The sequence below is a fragment of the Niabella beijingensis genome, assembly GCF_020034665.1.
Classification (GTDB): Bacteria; Bacteroidota; Bacteroidia; order Chitinophagales; family Chitinophagaceae; genus Niabella; species Niabella beijingensis.
In genome coordinates this window covers 2,011,992-2,030,022 of the sequence record NZ_JAIQDI010000001.1, presented here as the reverse complement: position 1 = coordinate 2,030,022, position 18,031 = coordinate 2,011,992, and the positions used below count along the sequence as shown (strand labels likewise).

The 18,031-nt window shown below is 39.9% G+C and carries 18 protein-coding genes; 13 read left to right on the top strand and 5 right to left on the bottom strand.

Annotation, left to right across the window (positions count from 1 at the left end; translation table 11 throughout):
- Window positions 1-5 precede the first annotated feature (5 nt).
- The 10 genes from K7B07_RS08520 (at window position 6) to K7B07_RS08475 (ending at window position 9,192) form a co-directional block, all read left to right on the top strand.
- The gene (locus tag K7B07_RS08520) at window positions 6-1,346 is read left to right on the top strand and encodes an efflux RND transporter periplasmic adaptor subunit (RefSeq protein WP_223708922.1); all 1,341 of its coding nucleotides are present in this window, start codon (window positions 6-8) and stop codon (window positions 1,344-1,346) included.
- A gap of 2 nt (window positions 1,347-1,348) precedes the next feature.
- Complete coding sequence (locus tag K7B07_RS08515; protein ID WP_223708921.1) at window positions 1,349-1,954, top strand: HD domain-containing protein; 606 nt, start codon at window positions 1,349-1,351, stop codon at window positions 1,952-1,954.
- Between the two features lie 179 nt (window positions 1,955-2,133).
- On the top strand, window positions 2,134-2,487 hold the full coding sequence (locus tag K7B07_RS08510) for a methyltransferase domain-containing protein (protein ID WP_223708920.1): 354 nt from the start codon (window positions 2,134-2,136) through the stop codon (window positions 2,485-2,487).
- 46 nt (window positions 2,488-2,533) lie between these two features.
- Window positions 2,534-3,415 (top strand): bestrophin family protein, encoded by an 882-nt coding sequence (locus tag K7B07_RS08505; RefSeq protein ID WP_223708919.1) that lies wholly within the window; start codon window positions 2,534-2,536, stop codon window positions 3,413-3,415.
- Between the two features lie 32 nt (window positions 3,416-3,447).
- Window positions 3,448-3,912: an MgtC/SapB family protein gene (locus K7B07_RS08500; protein ID WP_223708918.1), complete on the top strand. Its 465-nt coding sequence runs from the start codon at window positions 3,448-3,450 to the stop codon at window positions 3,910-3,912.
- Between the two features lie 19 nt (window positions 3,913-3,931).
- The gene (locus K7B07_RS08495) at window positions 3,932-4,873 is read left to right on the top strand and encodes a hypothetical protein (RefSeq protein WP_223708916.1); all 942 of its coding nucleotides are present in this window, start codon (window positions 3,932-3,934) and stop codon (window positions 4,871-4,873) included.
- A 5-nt stretch (window positions 4,874-4,878) separates the two neighbouring features.
- Complete coding sequence (locus tag K7B07_RS08490; RefSeq protein WP_223708914.1) at window positions 4,879-6,915, top strand: heavy metal translocating P-type ATPase; 2,037 nt, start codon at window positions 4,879-4,881, stop codon at window positions 6,913-6,915.
- A 60-nt stretch (window positions 6,916-6,975) separates the two neighbouring features.
- Window positions 6,976-7,821: a restriction endonuclease gene (locus tag K7B07_RS08485; protein WP_223708912.1), complete on the top strand. Its 846-nt coding sequence runs from the start codon at window positions 6,976-6,978 to the stop codon at window positions 7,819-7,821.
- A gap of 22 nt (window positions 7,822-7,843) precedes the next feature.
- On the top strand, window positions 7,844-8,392 hold the full coding sequence (locus K7B07_RS08480; protein WP_223708911.1) for an AAA family ATPase: 549 nt from the start codon (window positions 7,844-7,846) through the stop codon (window positions 8,390-8,392).
- A gap of 149 nt (window positions 8,393-8,541) precedes the next feature.
- Window positions 8,542-9,192 carry a phosphatase PAP2 family protein gene (locus K7B07_RS08475; RefSeq protein WP_223708909.1) on the top strand — a complete coding sequence of 217 codons (651 nt, stop codon included), beginning with the start codon at window positions 8,542-8,544 and terminating at the stop codon, window positions 9,190-9,192.
- A 253-nt stretch (window positions 9,193-9,445) separates the two neighbouring features.
- Here the strand turns inward: K7B07_RS08475 and K7B07_RS08470 are convergent, their stop codons facing one another.
- From K7B07_RS08470 to K7B07_RS08460, 3 genes are all read right to left on the bottom strand, one after another.
- Window positions 9,446-9,760 (bottom strand): hypothetical protein, encoded by a 315-nt coding sequence (locus K7B07_RS08470; protein WP_223708907.1) that lies wholly within the window; start codon window positions 9,758-9,760, stop codon window positions 9,446-9,448.
- 340 nt (window positions 9,761-10,100) lie between these two features.
- On the bottom strand, window positions 10,101-12,071 hold the full coding sequence (locus K7B07_RS08465) for a TonB-dependent receptor plug domain-containing protein (protein ID WP_223708906.1): 1,971 nt from the start codon (window positions 12,069-12,071) through the stop codon (window positions 10,101-10,103).
- Window positions 12,072-12,198: 127 nt separating this feature from the next.
- On the bottom strand, window positions 12,199-13,044 hold the full coding sequence (locus K7B07_RS08460; protein WP_223708905.1) for a hypothetical protein: 846 nt from the start codon (window positions 13,042-13,044) through the stop codon (window positions 12,199-12,201).
- A gap of 875 nt (window positions 13,045-13,919) precedes the next feature.
- On the opposite strand from K7B07_RS08460, the gene K7B07_RS08455 reads away from it, so the two are divergent.
- Together K7B07_RS08455 and K7B07_RS08450 are read left to right on the top strand one after the other, a co-directional pair.
- Window positions 13,920-14,357: a pyridoxamine 5'-phosphate oxidase family protein gene (locus tag K7B07_RS08455; protein ID WP_223708903.1), complete on the top strand. Its 438-nt coding sequence runs from the start codon at window positions 13,920-13,922 to the stop codon at window positions 14,355-14,357.
- A gap of 272 nt (window positions 14,358-14,629) precedes the next feature.
- A complete protein-coding gene (locus K7B07_RS08450; RefSeq protein WP_223708902.1) occupies window positions 14,630-14,893 on the top strand; it encodes a TFIIB-type zinc ribbon-containing protein in 264 nt (87 codons plus the stop codon).
- Between the two features lie 415 nt (window positions 14,894-15,308).
- Here K7B07_RS08450 and K7B07_RS08445 read toward each other — a convergent pair whose 3' ends face one another.
- Together K7B07_RS08445 and K7B07_RS08440 are read right to left on the bottom strand one after the other, a co-directional pair.
- On the bottom strand, window positions 15,309-15,839 hold the full coding sequence (locus K7B07_RS08445; protein ID WP_223708901.1) for a dihydrofolate reductase family protein: 531 nt from the start codon (window positions 15,837-15,839) through the stop codon (window positions 15,309-15,311).
- A gap of 73 nt (window positions 15,840-15,912) precedes the next feature.
- Window positions 15,913-16,698: a helix-turn-helix transcriptional regulator gene (locus K7B07_RS08440; protein WP_223708900.1), complete on the bottom strand. Its 786-nt coding sequence runs from the start codon at window positions 16,696-16,698 to the stop codon at window positions 15,913-15,915.
- Between the two features lie 1,007 nt (window positions 16,699-17,705).
- On the opposite strand from K7B07_RS08440, the gene K7B07_RS27870 reads away from it, so the two are divergent.
- Complete coding sequence (locus K7B07_RS27870) at window positions 17,706-18,026, top strand: DUF6660 family protein (protein WP_420847741.1); 321 nt, start codon at window positions 17,706-17,708, stop codon at window positions 18,024-18,026.
- The last annotated feature ends 5 nt before the right edge of the window (window positions 18,027-18,031 follow it).

Genomic DNA, 18,031 nt, shown 5'->3' with positions numbered 1-18,031 from the left:
ATAAAATGAAAATTATAGGGAAAATATTAGTTGCAGCTATCCTCGTATCATCTTTATATAGCTGTGGTGAAGAGGCAAAAGGAGAAGGCGCTAACGCTTCAGCGGAAACAAAGACGGTCGAAGCCAAAGGTGAAGAAGGGCATGGAGAGGAAGAGTCATCCACTATTGCGTCACTTACTCAAGAACAGATCAAAGCGGTTGGAATAACCCTCGGAAACATCGAAAACAAAAATCTTACGGCTACAGTTAAGGCAAACGGGGCGCTAAGGGTGCCTAACAACAAGAAAGCAAATGCAACTTCACTTTACGGCGGCGTTGTTAAAAGTCTTCGCGTACAGTTGGGCGATTACGTCCGTAAAGGTCAGATGATTGCTACTATTGAAAACCCACAATTTGTCCAGTTGCAGGAAGAGTATATCACCATTGACAGTAAGATCACACTGGCACAGCAGGAACTAAATCGCCAACAAGAGCTTAACCAGGGAAGCGCCGGGGCTTTGAGGAATCTCCAATCCGCTACAGCGGATCTTAACACCTTATTGGCGCGTAAGTCTTCATTGAAAAAGCAGATACAACTAATGGGCATCAATCCATCGAGTATAAGCCGAGAAAATCTAAGAGCTGCATTGGTAGTTACAAGTCCTGTTAGTGGCACGATCAGCAATGAACTTGCCAAGATTGGTAGTTACGTGGATGTATCATCTCCTGTAGTTGAAATCGTGGACAACAGCTTACTCCACCTTGATCTCCAGGTGTTCGAGCGTGATCTGCCCTACATGAAGGTAGGACAAATTGTGAATTTTACCATTACCAATAATCCCCGGGTAACATATACTGCTAAAGTATTCAATATAGGATCCTCCTTTGAGAACGAAAGCAAAACGGTTGCTGTACACTGCACAGTAGTAGGCAATAAGACCGGATTAATTGATGGTATGAACATTACGGGGATGGTGAGTGTAGAAAATGTTATGGCGTCCACAGTGCCAAATGAGGCTATTATAGAAGCCGATGGGAAGTTCTATGTCTTTGTTCATACGGACAAAGAACCGGAAGCTGGTCACGAAAAAGGAGGTCAAGAGCACAAAGAGGGAGAAAGCCACGACCAGAAGGCTGAAGAAGATCACGCTCATAAGCCGGGCGAAAAGCATGATCATGCCGTTGAGAATAAACAAAGTGAGCCTAACATGAACTTTGAAAAGATAGAAGTAGCCAAAGGAGTTTCTGAATTGGGATATACCGTGATCACCCCTGTGACCGAAATCCCGAAAGACGCAAAAATAGTTACTAAGGGTGCATTCTTTATCAATGCCAAACTTAGTAACACAGGTGGTCATGAACATTAATCTTGGAAAAGAGAGAAGTTATGAGTCCGTTGATAAAGTCTGTAGAAAAAGATGTTCCAGTTTTTCTTAAAAAAAACCTGGCACCAAACTTTGTGTTTCATAACCTTAACCATACCTATGAGGTTGTTCAGGCAGCTTGGGAGATCGGGCAAGGCAGCGATTTGGCTACATCCGAAATGGATATACTGATCGTTGCCGCCTGGTTTCACGACTGCGGATATGTAAATGCATACATTGGACACGAGGAAGAAAGCAAGAAGATGGCTCAACATTATTTAGAGGAATATAATGCCAATACTGAATTTATTAATTCAGTATTGGCTTGTATTGAGGCGACAAAGTTTCCGCAGCACCCAATATCTATGATAGAAAAAGTTTTATGTGATGCGGACCTGTACCATTTTACCAGACCATCCTATCCTCGATACGCAAAAGCTATCAGGAAAGAGTTTGAAGTATTTCTGGATAAAATATATTCGGAGGAAGAATGGCATAAAGTAAATACCTCTTTACTTACGGCACACAGCTATTGTACCGATTATGGGAAGTCGGTGCTTAGCAGATTTAAGGACGTTAATATCGAATTGATGTATAAGAAAAATAGGTAAACAATGAAACACGAGAATATTAACAACTCATCGGATGATGTAATTAAAAAAAAGGTTGATAATACTCTTGATTTCGCATTTGACAGAAAAGTCACATTGGTATTTGATGACATGGTTAGTAGGTCTGTACCCTTCTATGCGGAGATCCAACAGATGGTTAGTGAATTAGTAAAAACCATGTGCAGCCACAGACAAAAGCATATGATATAGGCTGCCCCACGGGAACCACCTTAAAACAAATGTCTAAACTGATGCCTGAAAATGTAAGCCTTGTAGGAATAGATGATTCCGAAGAAATGATTGTTAAATGCAGGGAAAAATTAGATAGTTTAACCCTTGGTATAGAAATCGAACTCAATATGGTTGATATTACTAAGGATGTGCCTGTACAGCAAGTCTCTGTTGTCACAATGGTACTGGTTCTTCAATTTGCGCGACCCATTAATAGACTCGAGGTTGTCAAAAGATATTCAATGGGCTTATCGAAAACGGGGCGTTTATCATCATCGAAAAAATCCGGGTGTTGGAAATGACACCAGCAGTATAAAAAAATGAAAATATAAAATACCAATATTCTTTATGTTATTGAACCGAAAAATATCCATTTGGTACTTTGTCAATGAAATCAAATCACAGCTCATTTTGATCTGTGTTTTTGCAGTATCTATCGGATTGCTGGATATGCAGCCGACATTCAAAAAAGTATCCTTACCCCTAAGTGTTCCTGCTTTGGTTGGAACCGCAGTTTCCATATTGCTTGCTTTTAGAACAGCACAATCCTATGAACGGTGGTGGGAGGCCAGGACTGTTTGGGGCGCTATCGTCAATGATTCAAGAACTTTGCTTAGACAGTTCATCCAGTTTGTACCCGAAAGCCGCTTATACCAAATTAAAGAGTTTGCCGATAGGCAGATTGTCTGGACCTATGCTTTGGGAGAATCGCTGCGAAGGCAAGAATTTTCGCCTTCTGTTTTAGCATATCTGAACATTTACCAGATTATGGCCGTAAACATACCGAATGCTTTGCTGGATAAACATTCTGAGACTATTAAGCAGCTGGCCTCTGAAGGAGTAATTACAGATATCAAGCAGGTGCAGTTAAATGAAACGCTTGCAAGGCTTTGTGATAGTATGGGTAAATGTGAACGTATAAAGAATACTGTTTTCCCTAGATCTTACAGCCTGTTAGTCCATATGTTGATCTATGTTTTTGCTGCCATTCTACCCTTTGGGCTGGAGGATTCGCAGCTTACAGTTGAGATAGTGATGACCATTCTTATACCTACGCTTTTTATTGTTATTGAAAAAACGGCCATCATTATGCAGGATCCTTTTGAGAATACTCCTGTTGATACTCCAATGACTTCGCTGGCACAAACAATTGAAATAAATATATTGGAAATGATCGGAGAAAAAGACATTCCGTTAAAACCTAAAAACGACTCTTATTTTGAAATGTAACCTATTTGTTAATAATGTAAACCGTAAACGTTATGGATATCCAGTTTGAACTTTTACTCTCGGCTAAATTGTTACTGGCGCTCCTGTTGGGAGGTATTGTTGGTATAGAACGGGAAATAGAACAACAAAATATAGGTATCAGGACTTTTGCCTGTATTTGCGTAGCCTCATGCCTATTTGTATCTGTGGCTGCTCATCTATCGGAAGATAAATCTGCAACTGCGAGAATGTTGGCAGCAATTGCTACCGGTTTGGGCTTCATAGGTGCTGGTATAGGTTTCCGGGATGATAAGAATATGCCAAAAGGTTTGACGACAGCCGCAGGCCTATGGACTATTGCAGCCATTGGAATAGCCATCGCGCTTAATATGTTTGCTTTAGCCGTTTCAGCGACAGCTATTACCCTGCTGATATTCTCCATTAATAAATTTGCTTGGTACAGAGGATTTGTAAAAAAATTATTCAACAGCAAGAAAGACGACCATGAAACAAAGTAATATTCAATTCAATTTGCATATGCAAAAAGTATCCACTTTATTAAAAGCGGCTCAAAAAGATCAAAACCCTGCCTTTTACCTTTTTCAAAACGGTTTGAGAGCTCCGTTGTTCCAACTCGAGGCACTGGCCAGGATTTATACTTCCACCGGTCCCGACAAAAAGAAATTCAGAAAAATACAGGAAAAATTTAAGGCATTGGAAGATGTGCTGGGTAGTATAGACTACTTTAACGCTTTCGGTAAAGAGTTTTCAAAGGATAAGAGGATACCTGAAAACGTGAAGTTCTATTTTTTCGATAAGGAGGCGGAAACTATAAGCAAGCTTAATAAATTGCTCAATAGTAAGGGCTGGCTAAATGGGAAGCAATTGAAAAGGATTAACAGCTCTCTGGAAAAAACGGATTGGAAAAGTAAAGGCGAGCAACACAAGCGGCTTCTTAAATTCTACAGGGCAGAAATTGAAGAGATAATGAATTTTGCAAAGAAAGGTAAGGTTACTTTTACTGATGTAGAATCGGGTATCCACGAGTTCCGCAGGAAATTACGCTGGTTGAGTATATACGCACAGGCACTACAAGGCTGTATAAAACTAGTCGATATTGAACAGGAAAGGCTGGACCTAAAGAGCTACCTTACCGATTCCGTATTGAACTCTTCATATAACACGCTACCGCCAGTAGAAGATAAAATAATGCATCCCCTGGTACTTTCCAAATATGGCTTTTTCGCTTTGAGCTGGATAATTGAGCAATTGGGAATGCTGAAAGACCGGGGACTTGGGTTACTTGCTCTGGCAGAAGCTGTGAAGGAAACTGAAGGAGCAAAAAATAGCAAAGGGGTAGTCCAGGCTAAGAAGTATCTGGGCAACAAAGCCCCTTCATTAGATGCTGTTATTGATGAGGCAAATAGTATCACAAAACAGTTCTTCAAAGATAAAATATTGAAAACCCTTCTAAAATAGAAAATATGGAACACAAGCATCAATACGACGCGCAGGGCAGACAGATGTGCTGTACGCAAACTGAAAAGGTTTATACCAAGGCTGGCGCAAAAGAGCTAATAGAAGAGAAACATGATAAAAATGACGGACATGATCATGGGCATAGCGACGAGGATGGACATGATCACAGTAATGCAGATGGCAATACATTTAAAATGTTCCTTCCCTCCATTCTTTCCCTGGTACTTTTGCTCATAGCCATAGCTTTCGACAATTGGCTTCCACAGGAATGGTTTAAAGTGACAGTGAGATTTGTCTGGTATCTGGTAGCCTATGGGATCGTGGGTTTTCCGGTTATCAGGGACGCTGTCAAGAGCATTGCCAAGGGTGAGATATTCTCTGAGTTCCTTTTAATGAGTATCGCTACCATTGGAGCGTTTTTTATCGGGGAATATCCAGAAGGCGTCGCGGTTATGCTGTTCTATGCGGTAGGTGAAGTCTTCCAGACCCTTGCTGTTTCAAGGGCACAGAGCAACATCAAGGCATTACTTGACCAGCGACCCGACGAGGTTACCGTGATCGTTGATGATAAGGCCAATACCATCAAAGCAGAAGATGCCAAGATTGGTGATATTATTCTGCTAAAGCCCGGAGAAAAACTGGGACTGGATAGTGAGTTGCTAACAGATAATGCATCCTTCAATACCGCTGCGCTTACCGGAGAAAGTAAACCCGATACCAAGAACAAGGGGGAAGCTGTATTGGCAGGTATGATCAATCTAAACACCGTGGCCCAGGTTAAGGTGACTACCGCTTATACGGACAGTAAACTAAGCAAAATACTGGAGCTGGTACAGAACGCTACTTCCCAGAAAGCTCCCACCGAACTTTTCATCAGGAAGTTTGCGAAGGTATACACGCCTATCGTAGTCTTACTGGCAATAGGCATCTGCCTTGTTCCTTATTTCTTCGTAGATAATTATGTATTCAACGACTGGCTGTACAGGGCTTTGGTATTCCTTGTGATTTCCTGTCCATGTGCCTTGGTAATTTCCATTCCCCTTGGTTATTTCGGTGGTATCGGCGCTGCCAGTCGCAATGGTATTCTATTTAAGGGCAGCAACTTCCTGGATGCAATGGCTGCGATACAGAATGTCGTAATGGACAAAACTGGTACAATGACCGAAGGGGTCTTTAAGGTACAGGAAGTAGTGTTCAATCCTGAATTTGATAAAATGGAGATATTGAAGCTCGTCAATGCGATAGAGAGCCTAAGTACGCACCCTGTGGCAACGGCCATACACGAGTATGTAGGAGAAGTCGATAGTTCGATAAAGCTCGAAAACACGGAAGAGATCGCAGGACATGGTTTAAAGGCAACTATAAACGGTAAGGAACTATTGGTCGGGAACTTCAAACTGATGGATAAATTCGGCATCAGTTATGATGTTGATCCCTCGTCCATTGTGTATACCACTATCGCGGTGGCCAGTGAAGGTAAGTTCGTGGGATATATTACTATTGCGGACAGTATCAAGGAAGATGCCCAACAGACTATTGAACTGCTGCATAAACTAAATGTGAAGGTGACCATGTTAAGTGGCGATAAAACCACGGTCGTGAAATTTGTGGCCGATAAACTGGGAATCGACAATGCGTTCGGGGATCTGTTACCGGAAGACAAGGTCAACAGAGTAAAAGAAATCAAAGGGAAGAACGAAACGGTAGCCTTTGTGGGTGACGGTGTAAACGATGCCCCCGTAGTGGCCCTGAGCGATGTAGGCATCGCAATGGGCGGACTCGGAAGCGACGCGACAATAGAAACAGCGGATGTGGTCATTCAGGATGACAAACCTTCCAAGATCCCAATTGCAATCAATATCGGCAAGAAAACAAAAAAGATCGTATGGCAGAATATTACCCTTGCTTTCGTGGTAAAAGGCATTGTGCTGGTATTGGGAGCAGGAGGCCTGGCTACGATGTGGGAAGCCGTTTTTGCTGATGTTGGGGTATCTCTGATTGCCATATTGAACGCCATCAGGATACAACGAATGAAATTTTAGTGTCAGCTTAACGATAGTCTTCAGAATTAAAACATCTTTTTCGGTCAAAAGGAAGGAGTTATGCAAAGTAGTACGGGCGAAATATACATTACCAAAGCATCCGGGAAGCGTGTGGCTTTTGATAGTAACAAATTAAAACGATCACTGTCCCGATCGGGAGCGACTCTCCAGCAGGTAGAGGTTGTTCTGCAAAAGGTGCAGGATATCCTTAAAGACGGAATGGGCACCCGTGATATTTACAGGACTGCTTTCAAATGGCTGAAAAAAATGTCAAAGCCTGCTTCTGCTCGGTACAATCTCAAAAAAGCAATCATGTCGCTTGGCCCTACCGGTTTCCCTTTTGAGAAGCTTATTGCGGCGATATTGGAATCATTGGGGTATAATACCCAAACGGGAGTGATTGTTCCTGGCCATTGTGTAAAGCATGAAATAGATGTTATCGCTACAAAAGAGGGGCACCATATCATGGTTGAATGCAAGTTCCATAACCGGCAAGGATTTGTAAGCGATGTCAAAATTCCCCTGTACATCCGGTCAAGGTTTCTTGATGTGGAGAAACAATGGCAGGATAGCGGCTGTCATGCGCGCCAGTTTCATCAAAGCTGGATAGTGACAAACGGCCGCTTTTCTGACGATGCGATACAATTCGGCACGTGCATGGGAATGTCTTTGCTAGGGTGGGATTATCCGAGGGATAAAGGTCTAAAAGATCTTATTGACCGCTCCGGTCTTTATCCTGTGACCTGCCTGACATCCTTAACCGAAAAGGATAAAAAAATCCTGATAGCTAATGATATAATTGTCTGTAAATCTTTGCTTCAACGCCAGGAAATATTAACCCAAATGGGACTGATGCCGAAGAAGATAAGCGATGTGATCAATGAGTGCCGTATACTTTGCAAATAACCAAAATGGAACTAGGAAAAGAATGGATACTATCAACCATAAGGAAATTAAGACAAACTGGTACGTAATTACAGGAGGACCATGTACGGGGAAAACCACCATAGTGGAGCTGCTGGCAAAACTGGGATATGTGACTATTGCAGAACAGGCAAGGCATTATATCGACACACAAAAAATAAAGGGTCGCACAGTTGAAGATATCAGGAGTAACCGAGAACAATTTCAGTTGGATATATTGAATCTACAGATCGGGCAGGAATCGACACTTGATGTAAACAAGATCGCTTTTCTGGATAGAGCGCTACCGGATGCGATGGCTTATTATGAGTTTCTTGGGCTGAAATATGACAACAGACTTGTCGCAATGTGCAAGAAATTCTGTTACCAGAAAGTATTTGTCCTTGACCGTCTTCCGTTGATCAACGATTATGCAAGACTGGAAGATGAAGATGAGCAGATCCGCATACATAAATTGATCATTGAGGTTTATAGCCGTTTTCCATGCCCGGTAGTCCATGTTCCTGTATTGCCACCGAATGAACGGGTAGATTTTATTCTACAGAACCTATAAAATATTTATATCCCATATCAGTGATTTCAAGAATAATTTTAATAATTTTTTTAACAGCAGTCCATGAACGATCCTTTGCGCAAGTTCAGTCTGTTCTGAGGACTTCCGATCAGACTGATTCGATAGTAAATAGCCAAAATGATTATCGGTTGGGGTACAGGAAACTCATCCTTCCCGCGTCCCTCATCACGGTGGGGGCAATTAGTTTTGCCATTCCGGCGATGAAAAAACTGGATGTTTCAACTAAGATGGAGATTTCCCATAACAGACTGGGGAGAACCACATTAGACAACTATACCCAGTATTTCCCGGCTGTGATGGTGTATGGTCTGAACCTGGCTGGAATAAAAGGAAAACACAGTTTTAGAGATCGAACAATGATCTTTACAATTTCCCAGTTGATATCGGCGGCTATCGTTACTCCAGCAAAAAATATGATCGCAGAGGAAAGACCCGATGGTTCCAATAGAAAATCATTTCCGTCGGGGCATGCGGCTACTGCCTTCTCTACTGCACATTTTATGTACAAAGAATACAGGGATAAAAATCTACTGCTGAGCCTGACAGGCTATCCTTTTGCTGCCTTTACGGGCGTTTACCGGGTCTTGAATAATAAACATTGGATGACGGACGTAGTGGCAGGAGCTGGTGTGGGAATCCTTTCAACCGAACTTGCCTATTGGCTATATCCTAAGTTCAATTCCCTTTTGCGCAACAAAAAGAAAAAAAATAAACACTGTATGATTGTACCCTACTACCAATCGCAAAAGTTTGGTCTTTCCTACCAGATGTTGTTATAATAGTATAAAAATTGAAAAAGACAAAAATACGTCACAGAAGAAAATCCCCGACACACGGCCAGAAGGTTCAAAATAAATCACTTAAGCATCGGTCAAATAGGAAATATTCTGTTATCAAGACTATACTATTTGTTGTGGCGTGTGCGATTCTAATTCTGGCAATTATTGCTCAATTAAGGCATTATTACCTTCATCTGAACAGTGAAGCGCACAAAGCAAAATTCGAAGAGCAAAAATAGGCTTTAACTTTTAACTAAAGTCCAAGTTCGTTTGTCATAAATTCCTTTGCTCCTTTTGGCCCGGTCAGGGAAAGCCAAGCTTCGCTTTTATCACCACTAGCTGAAATAGTAAATATGAAAAAACTACAGCATAACCTCTCTGTTTTAATAAACTCATTTAGAACATCCAAAACATCATTCGTCCCATAAAACTTATAGGCATATCCATTGGTCAACTCTTTTTTATCCAGTATTTGGTGCCTCAAACTCGCAATAGTCGTTTCTTTTCTTATTCGCAGTTCGGGACTTGTCAATTTGCAAGCTACTTGCGCTTCTTTGTTGTTAGCCATGTACCCTGCACTATTCTGTATTTGTTTTTCCCGTTCATTTTTGATAGAATTTGCGAATAACTGTTTAAAGGCAGTAACGAAAATGTGAAGGTGATCACTGTGACGATGTAAGTATCTCTGCTTGTCATCTGACTGATTTTGTGTTTACCTTTGTAAAGATAAACCGTGGAGTGTAGTCCACGGTCAAGAAAAGATTCTAAAAAGTTCAGAATGATGTTGATTATTAATCAATTTTGTGCAGACAAAGAGTCTACTAAAAACAAAAAAAACTTGCTTCCGAATGTTCCGTATCGGTCGAGTGATCATAGTGCGTTATTTTATATTCTCCGGATCTGAAAAATTAAAACTTCCAAACCACATTCACAAAAACATTCCTGCCCATTCTGGGTATTCGGTTCCAATCCGCAAATGTTGTATAATTCTTATCGAAAATATTTTCTACGCCGGTCTTTAGAATAAATATCTTTGTGCCAAACTTAAATCGATTGGCCATAGAAAGGTTAAAAATAGTATAGGCCGGCAACTCTGACTCCCCAAATTCTGGATTGTACTTGTTATATCGGGATGAGCCGCTAAGAGACACATCAGCTGAAAACGATTTTGCTGAGAAAGTAAATGCAGAGCTGTAGGACAGTGGTTGGATTAATGGTAACAATAAACCATTTTCACCCCTTCCCCTGCGGTACCCTATCTGTCCGGCCCATGAAAAGCCATCTATAATTTGATAACTCATATCAAGAGAGGTATTTAGAATGCCTGCATAGTTTAGCTGTTCGTAAACTTTCACGCCTGTAGCCCCAATAGTCATTACATTTAAACCAGTCTTTGGCCTGCCTAGGATATAATTCATAATATGAAAGTAAGAACTGGTTAGCTTTGCAGAGAACCCTGTATTCTGATACGAAATACTCATATTGACACTTGCTGATTTTTCATTTCTCATATCAGGATTGCCTATATAATCAAAACGGTCAAAACTGTTAAAAAGATAGAATCCATACCCTTCGGAAACACTTGGTGCACGTTCTCCGTAAGCGACTCCCAAATTGTAAGACCAATTGTTCCTTTCAAACTCGAACATTGCTGATAGCCTCTTGAGCAATCGTGTCTTGCTTTTGGACATTCCTGGATAGAAAATCCGAAGACTCTCCAACCCAAATTGGTTACTTACCAAATTCTTATGGATCGCTAGTCCGGCACTCACTATAGCACTCCAATGTTTTGAAAGAGAATAGATGTCCTCACCGAAAAAGTCCCCGTAATAGGTATTTATTCCCGGCCAGGTAAGCATGAACATATCCTTTTCACCCGCTGTATTGGAAAACATAGTCATTTCTGCCAGTGACTTATTATAGTGACCACTGACATTGGTCTTCCAGTTATGTTTACCTGTGCCTCCCTCTAACATGGAATAGAAGCCTGCGGTTTTGGTCCATCCGGGCATATCCATGCGGATTGGAACGACTGGACGTTTGGAATCATCCATGATATGGGTGACATCGTTGTAGTAAAACTTGGTCTGCCATTGTTTTATCTGCCGTGATATATGATGACGGGTGTAGGAAACTGAACCGATAAGAGCCTTGGCAAGGGACACATCCATTGGCAAGGCCGGATAACCTACATCAATAGCCCGGTCATAGATCAATGAAGCCTCCAACTGCTGGTGCTCATTTAATTTGTAACCGATGGTCGCCGATGCGTTATATTTAGTATACTGTGAATGCAGTATTTCCTTACTTCCGCCCGCCCTGTAATTATCCGCATCCCGAAAGGAAAAATCAACATCGGCGAAGAATCTGGGTAGCGAATAGTTCAACGCCGCACCAACGACTTTCTGCGTATTATTGGTCTCAAATCCGGTAAAAGCCATTCCGTTCATAGACCGCTCACCGAACGAGCCCTTTTTCCTGACAAGGTCCAGAGTTCCGGCGATGGTAGATCCTGCCGTAGACCCGGACGACCCGCTGTGGATGTTTGCTTTTGAAAGATTGGTCACCTCTACATAAGAAGTTATGGGATCCATTTTGTCTGTGCAGGCTGCGTAGATCCTCATCCCATCTATGGTAATAACGCTACGTTCTGAAGCCATACCGTTCAGGTAGGGTTCCCATGCATAGGCGCCGCGCTTTATCATATTGATTGCACTGGATTTTTCAATATAGTTGTCCAATGTTGCCAATGGTTTTGCTGTCTTGTCTGTCCGGTTGCGCTGTCCTATTACGATAACCTCCTCCAGTTGCTTAGATTTACTAGAGTCCTGATTTTGTCCCGTACGTGATTGGGCATAAATCACCACTGAGCATAACATACAGAGTATGCTAAATATAATTGATCGAAACATGGTTAAAGATTTGCGGTATGTTACTAACTGCTTGCAGTCCGATCCAAAAACAATGGGTTTGACCGGAACAAGTACAGATTATTCATACCGAGTCTTAGAATTCCAATTCAAAATAGATACTGCTGCTTTTGTTGGTATCTGTTACTGCTTCTCCCTTTATCACAGCTCCCGCATCATTCTGTAACATAAGGTTGATTTTCCAGTAACCTGTCATTGTAAGACTAAGTTTGCCCTGATACATTTTGTCGCCTCCCTGTATGAGGTCTGTATTGTTTGGAGAACTATGATTTCCCATACCTGGCATTCTGGGGTCTATCTTTATTTTATAATTTTCTACAACAGGAAAACTCATCATTGTTTCCATACGATACAGAACTGCTGTCATATCATTTGTCGCCACGCGAGGATTGGAGGGTTCAACCATTGCCAATATATAACTCTTACCGTCACTTCCCTGAAAGGATTCCACAACACGCCTAGGTGCAGACGATACCGGTATTTTATTCTTCACGCTGTAATTAGTACCGTTAATGGAATAATTCAAGATCAGGTCCCAATATTCACTATCATTTCCGGCCATCTGGAAAACTATAAAACCGGTATAAGTGGACTTTGAATTTTCTTTTTTGCTTACTGATGAATACGGGCAAGAATGTTTCATGCCTGTCATGTTCATTTCCGGAATCCATGAAGCCGTAGCATTATCCATAAGCGTACCATTCATGTTTCTTATCTGGAAATATACTTTATTGTAGCCTGTTTGAAATCTTCCATTAACAGTGTAGAATTCTATTTTGTGCGTAGCATTTGAAATGGTTGTTACCAATTGTAAGCCTTTTAGCTCATCATTGATAATTGGACCATCTTTTTTTGAGCAGGAAATAAAAAAGCAGGTAGCAAAAATAGCGAGAGTGTATCTTAGTATTTCTGTAATTTTCATCTTTAAAATTTTTAAATATATACCAGCATCGATTGAATACTTAGGGATTCAATGTAAAAATATATGCGGCTCTATCTGACAACATAAATTGGCCACAAGGATTTACCTTACGAGAAATCCTTATATGGCATAATTAATCATTAAACGGTTACTGCGATTTCTAAACTAATGGTAACTTCTAGGGTTACACTGATAAGTACAGACACTAAAAAGTGCTGTAATTGAAATACACACAGTAAAATCAAGAAAAGGGATTATATACTCATACCTGTGGAGGCCTGTAGTTTCTGGCCATGAAAAGAAATGTATAGAGATTTTGATAGCCTGTCAAATGCTTCTCATTACTAACAGTGCTTTCTTGTCTGGAAAAGCCAATCCATTTTTGAGGGAAACAAAATACTACATCGGATTGCAGTTGTTTTAATACTTTGGTGGCCTCTTCATTCTTTTCCTCCTTCAACATCTTGGCGAGCTTGCACTTTCCATTACAATGAAGTTGAGGTCTGTTCTTGTTTTCGCAGAACATACTAATAAAAAGCTCCGCATCAAATTTATAAAGAACATATAATAGACTGTTCCTCATAATTCCGAAAAGCATTATGAAAACTAAAAACGGGGTTACTATTTTTGAAATTTTCCTCAAGATTCAGTCATATAAACTGACTGAACAAAGGTATGTTACTTTTCCCAATAAAATGGAATGATAATAACTATCTTTTAGTGGGTACTTAAAAAAATATAAATGGGTTTTTGGGGCAGTTTCCACTTACGAAAATGAGAAAGGAGTATTTAAATGCCGGCGTCCGTTCTTAAAAAAGAAAGCACAAATGTCGTATATTTAGATTGCTATATTTGTTGACTTAATTTCTTTGCAAATGGTTCAGAATCTTGATAAGGAGCAAATTGATGCTGTTTTCTACAGCCAGGTTTTAGGGCATTTGGGTTGTCACGCAGAGGGAGTTACTTATGTAATACCAATTTGTTATGCTTACGATGGGACTTATATTTACGGACGGACATATGAAGGTATGAAAATCAATATTATCAGAAAAAATCCGGAGGTTTGTTTCCAGGTTGAGAGTATAAAAAATATGATTCAATGGCAAAGTGTAATCGGCTGGGGGAAGTTTGAGGAGCTTAAGAATGATGATGTGCGTAATAACGCAATACTTGTTTTGCAGAGCCGCATTTCGGCAGTAGTAGATAGCAGCCAACTAAAGACATCACCATATTGGCCCTTTGCTGCTCCTGGAACTAAAGGGATCGTGTTCCGAGTTCATTTAATAGAGAAAACCGGGCGGTGGTCACTTTAAAAAGTAATTCATTCTGCTTTTAAAGAATACGTTCAAAAAATATTAGCTCGAAACTATTATGTTGTTAAAGTGAACTTTGAGCATCAACGAAAATATAGTCTAGTTCCTCCAAACCATAATAAAAAGACTGGAGTTTAGTCGCTTTTAAATAGATAAAACAGCCTGGGTGGCCGCAAATTAAACAAAAGCACCTATTGTTTGGTTATATAACCAATATGTTCTTGTGTTTTGCAGGCTATAAACGGTAAATTTATTACTAAAATTGGTTCAATATGAAATGTCCAAATTGTGGTGAAACATTAATGATGACTGACAGGTCCGGAATAGAAATTGACTATTGTCCAAAATGCCGAGGAGTTTGGCTTGATAAAGGGGAACTGGATAAGATTACAGAACGATCGCTGCAATACAACGAGAATTCAGAGGGTCCTTCTTTTAATGATGAAAAGCATAGTAATAGAGAGTATGAAAAACGGGATTGGCATCGCAAGAAAAGAAAGGGTGGCTTTCTTGGCAATCTATTCGATTTCGATTAATTTTAATTACTCTTATAGGATCCCTTAACTCAAATACAATTCTCTAATAAGGGCAAGCGTAAAATGTAAAAACAATGTGAAAGTTACAATCTTTACCAAAAGCGTAAGCAATCAGCTACGGTTAGACTTACAACGCTGCAATAGCCAATATCCTCCGGTAGATATTGAGTTTTTTTTCGATGCCCACGACCGTTTTTTGATTATTAACAATGCAAAACTCTATCACCTAGGGGCATCATTCAAAGACTTGGGTAAAAAATGGTTGGTCTTTTCGAGAATGGATATTGAGGTCGACTAGATGCTTCAAATCCTGAACAAGCCATGAACCTCCCGAATTATCGGAGATTTTTGTTGCTCCAACATGCAAATCCGAGTTTTCAAAACCAAATTCGTATTAGCGGTTCGTTGTTGTTTATTATTTCGGTTTGTAATTTAGTTGAATTAAGCCTGTTTCAAACGTCTTTGCCTTCACAAATTCAAGTATTTGTTCTGGTCTTCCATCTTTAAAAAGCCTTGTTCCATTACCTAGTAAAACAGGTATAACCGAAATTATAAACTCATCTATTAAATCGTGTTTTAATAGATCATTTATCACTTCTGCACCACCGTCACAATAAATATTTTTACCGTTTTCCGATTTCAGTTGCTGCACTAACTCGGTTAAGTTTCCTGTATAGAATGTTGTTTTGCCAATATTTGGTCTTTCTGTTCTTGTGATAACATACACATTTCTTTCTCCATTATCGTAGTGAGAAGCACCAATTTCTTTAACGACATAATCGTAGGTTCTTCGCCCAATAATTAAGGTGTCAATGGTTTCGATAAATTCTTTATAGCCGTAATCTTCGCCCTCTTTTTCTACTAATTTCAGAAAACTAAGGTCGTCATTGGGTTTTGCAATATAGCCGTCTAAACTTGTTGCTATAAATAGTGATAATTTTCGCATTTTCCTAAATTTTTAATGTTTCTGCAAAATTAATTACAGAAAACAATCAGCACTTTGGAAAAATGCGACAAAATTAAAGTTGCGATGGCGAAAGCCCTGTGTTGCGTTTGAATGCATTGGTAAGGTGCGAATGGTCATAATAGCCGCATTTAAAAGCAATCTCTAATAAACTTCGATTTTTATCTGAATTTTTGATTAAGCTCAAAGCATATTGAAAACGGATAATATTTGAATATTCTTTCGGGGATATTCCAATGAGTTTTTTAAAATTTCTCTCTAGTTGTCTTACAGTCGTGAAATTTCGTTTTGATAGTTCGTGAATACTGATTTGCCCGTTTGTTGAATGTATATCATTGATCACTAATTGCAATTGGTTGTTTCTGCTTTTTATTCTGCCGTAAAAAAAATCGTCAAGATAATTGAATGGGCTGTCAAGTATTTTATCACTATTGAATGCTTTGGATTTTTCAAACTCAACAGTATCGTTAACCAATTCATTTTGCGAGGCATAGGTATAAAAATTAGCAAAAGTCGCAGGTTTTAGGCACACGCCTAATAAATATGTATCGCTATCAATTAAGCTGTCTTTGAATGAAGTCATTGCGCCTACTACATAAGTTTTCCCAAACTCCATTGAAACCGAACCGTTGTCTGTCAAACAAGTATTTCCTAAATTCATTACTATACCAGTACAACCATCTGGGAAAACCCGTTCCCATTGTCTTTCGAGTTCGTTTCCTTTTAGTTCCCAATAAAAATGAATAAAGGGCTCTAATTCTTTGTGAGGTTTTATTTTTTTGTACTCCATCGCTTTCTCTGGTGGGTTTGGCACATTGACCGCCAATCTGTAATTGTACATATACATATCTTGTATTACTTCTAAATCAAAGAAGTTTTGTAAAAATACAAATTAAATTTCTGGCTATTAATTTCATTATGCCAAATCCTATTGTCTTTTGATGGCATAGCAAGCCACAAGAATAATGTTGTTGGCAAAGACATTAATAATCTCATCGTTGTTTATTGTTCAGATGAGGTCCCCAACCATGGCATGGGCTTTATCATTGGTCTTGATGATAGAAAGCTGTCCGGCGCAGAAAGTCAGTATAGCACAACATAGATGGTACAACCGGCTATATTGGCTGTGTAGTTGAGACACGCCAAAAACGGGCAGAAATAAGGCCGGAATACAATATAGTTGACCAGAAAGCCTATGATATGCGTGTAAACAAAGGAATGCTGCCAATGATGGATATTACGAGACATACTTTCTTTGTGGGTATACGAATGGATAAACTTAGACCTAAAGATGATTTCCTTTCAAAAGGTATTGCGTTTTCGGATATAGCAATCTACTATGATGAAGATATAAAAGACTTATACCATTCCTGACAATCCAAAAACACACGAATTTCAGGAATCAGATTAGTGGACAATCAAAGAGCTTCCCAAAGCTTTAATCGCTGTGCAAATTCCCTCTGAAAGACTGCTTGACAGGATTGGATGGAACAGGCATTACTGATTTGAACTGACACACGGACTGGCAAAGCAAGGCTTGAAATTGCAGTTTGAAGCGAAGCAAATACCGTGGAAAACTCTTTCTTGTTGGATATCGAGAAGTTGAAAATGATCTTTCGTAAACCCCGCTTTTTATAGCAACTCCTGTACTGCATGTCTATTAATATCGAAATATGATTGCTGGATTTTTATGATAAGGCCTAAACAGGCTAGTGATGCCCATCGCAAAAACAAAAAAACTTAAACTTCGGCTAATTAGCTTCTGGAAATGATATAAAAAATGCACTGGTATTGCAAATACTCATAAAAAAGTTTTGATAAACCAAAGTTTCTTTATTTTTGTGTAAAATGAGGACTTTTTCCTACATATTGATGATCGTTTTGATGGCGATGCAGTTTATGCCTTGCTCTGATAAAGTATCTTCAGTACGGGGGGCCGGTTCTATCAGGCTTGAGACAGTAAAGAAAAGTGCCAGCGAGAATCATAAGTCAGATCGTTGCACTCCTTTTTGTACCTGTTCTTGCTGTGCCGCGCAGGTGATCCCCCAACCTTCTTTAAAAATTGCACTTAATATTTCGGTTTTTTCACCGACTTATGTTGATCATTATAGAGAGAACTATATCGATATTTCCCTTCCTATTTGGCGCCCTCCTCAATTAGTTGCTTAAGCCGT

Excerpts from the sequence above, each read along its gene's own strand:
- K7B07_RS08520 (WP_223708922.1), top strand. The coding sequence starts at position 6 with ATGAAAATTATAGGGAAAATATTAGTTGCAGCTATCCTCGTATCATCT.
- K7B07_RS08505 (WP_223708919.1), top strand. The coding sequence starts at position 2,534 with ATGTTATTGAACCGAAAAATATCCATTTGGTACTTTGTCAATGAAATC.
- K7B07_RS08500 (WP_223708918.1), top strand. The coding sequence starts at position 3,448 with ATGGATATCCAGTTTGAACTTTTACTCTCGGCTAAATTGTTACTGGCG.
- K7B07_RS08495 (WP_223708916.1), top strand. The coding sequence starts at position 3,932 with ATGCAAAAAGTATCCACTTTATTAAAAGCGGCTCAAAAAGATCAAAAC.
- K7B07_RS08490 (WP_223708914.1), top strand. The coding sequence starts at position 4,879 with ATGGAACACAAGCATCAATACGACGCGCAGGGCAGACAGATGTGCTGT.
- K7B07_RS08485 (WP_223708912.1), top strand. The coding sequence starts at position 6,976 with ATGCAAAGTAGTACGGGCGAAATATACATTACCAAAGCATCCGGGAAG.
- K7B07_RS08480 (WP_223708911.1), top strand. The coding sequence starts at position 7,844 with ATGGATACTATCAACCATAAGGAAATTAAGACAAACTGGTACGTAATT.
- K7B07_RS08470 (WP_223708907.1), bottom strand. The coding sequence starts at position 9,760 with ATGGCTAACAACAAAGAAGCGCAAGTAGCTTGCAAATTGACAAGTCCC.
- K7B07_RS08465 (WP_223708906.1), bottom strand. The coding sequence starts at position 12,071 with ATGTTATGCTCAGTGGTGATTTATGCCCAATCACGTACGGGACAAAAT.
- K7B07_RS08460 (WP_223708905.1), bottom strand. The coding sequence starts at position 13,044 with ATGAAAATTACAGAAATACTAAGATACACTCTCGCTATTTTTGCTACC.
- K7B07_RS08455 (WP_223708903.1), top strand. The coding sequence starts at position 13,920 with ATGGTTCAGAATCTTGATAAGGAGCAAATTGATGCTGTTTTCTACAGC.
- K7B07_RS08450 (WP_223708902.1), top strand. The coding sequence starts at position 14,630 with ATGAAATGTCCAAATTGTGGTGAAACATTAATGATGACTGACAGGTCC.
- K7B07_RS08445 (WP_223708901.1), bottom strand. The coding sequence starts at position 15,839 with ATGCGAAAATTATCACTATTTATAGCAACAAGTTTAGACGGCTATATT.
- K7B07_RS08440 (WP_223708900.1), bottom strand. The coding sequence starts at position 16,698 with ATGTACAATTACAGATTGGCGGTCAATGTGCCAAACCCACCAGAGAAA.
- K7B07_RS27870 (WP_420847741.1), top strand. The coding sequence starts at position 17,706 with ATGAGGACTTTTTCCTACATATTGATGATCGTTTTGATGGCGATGCAG.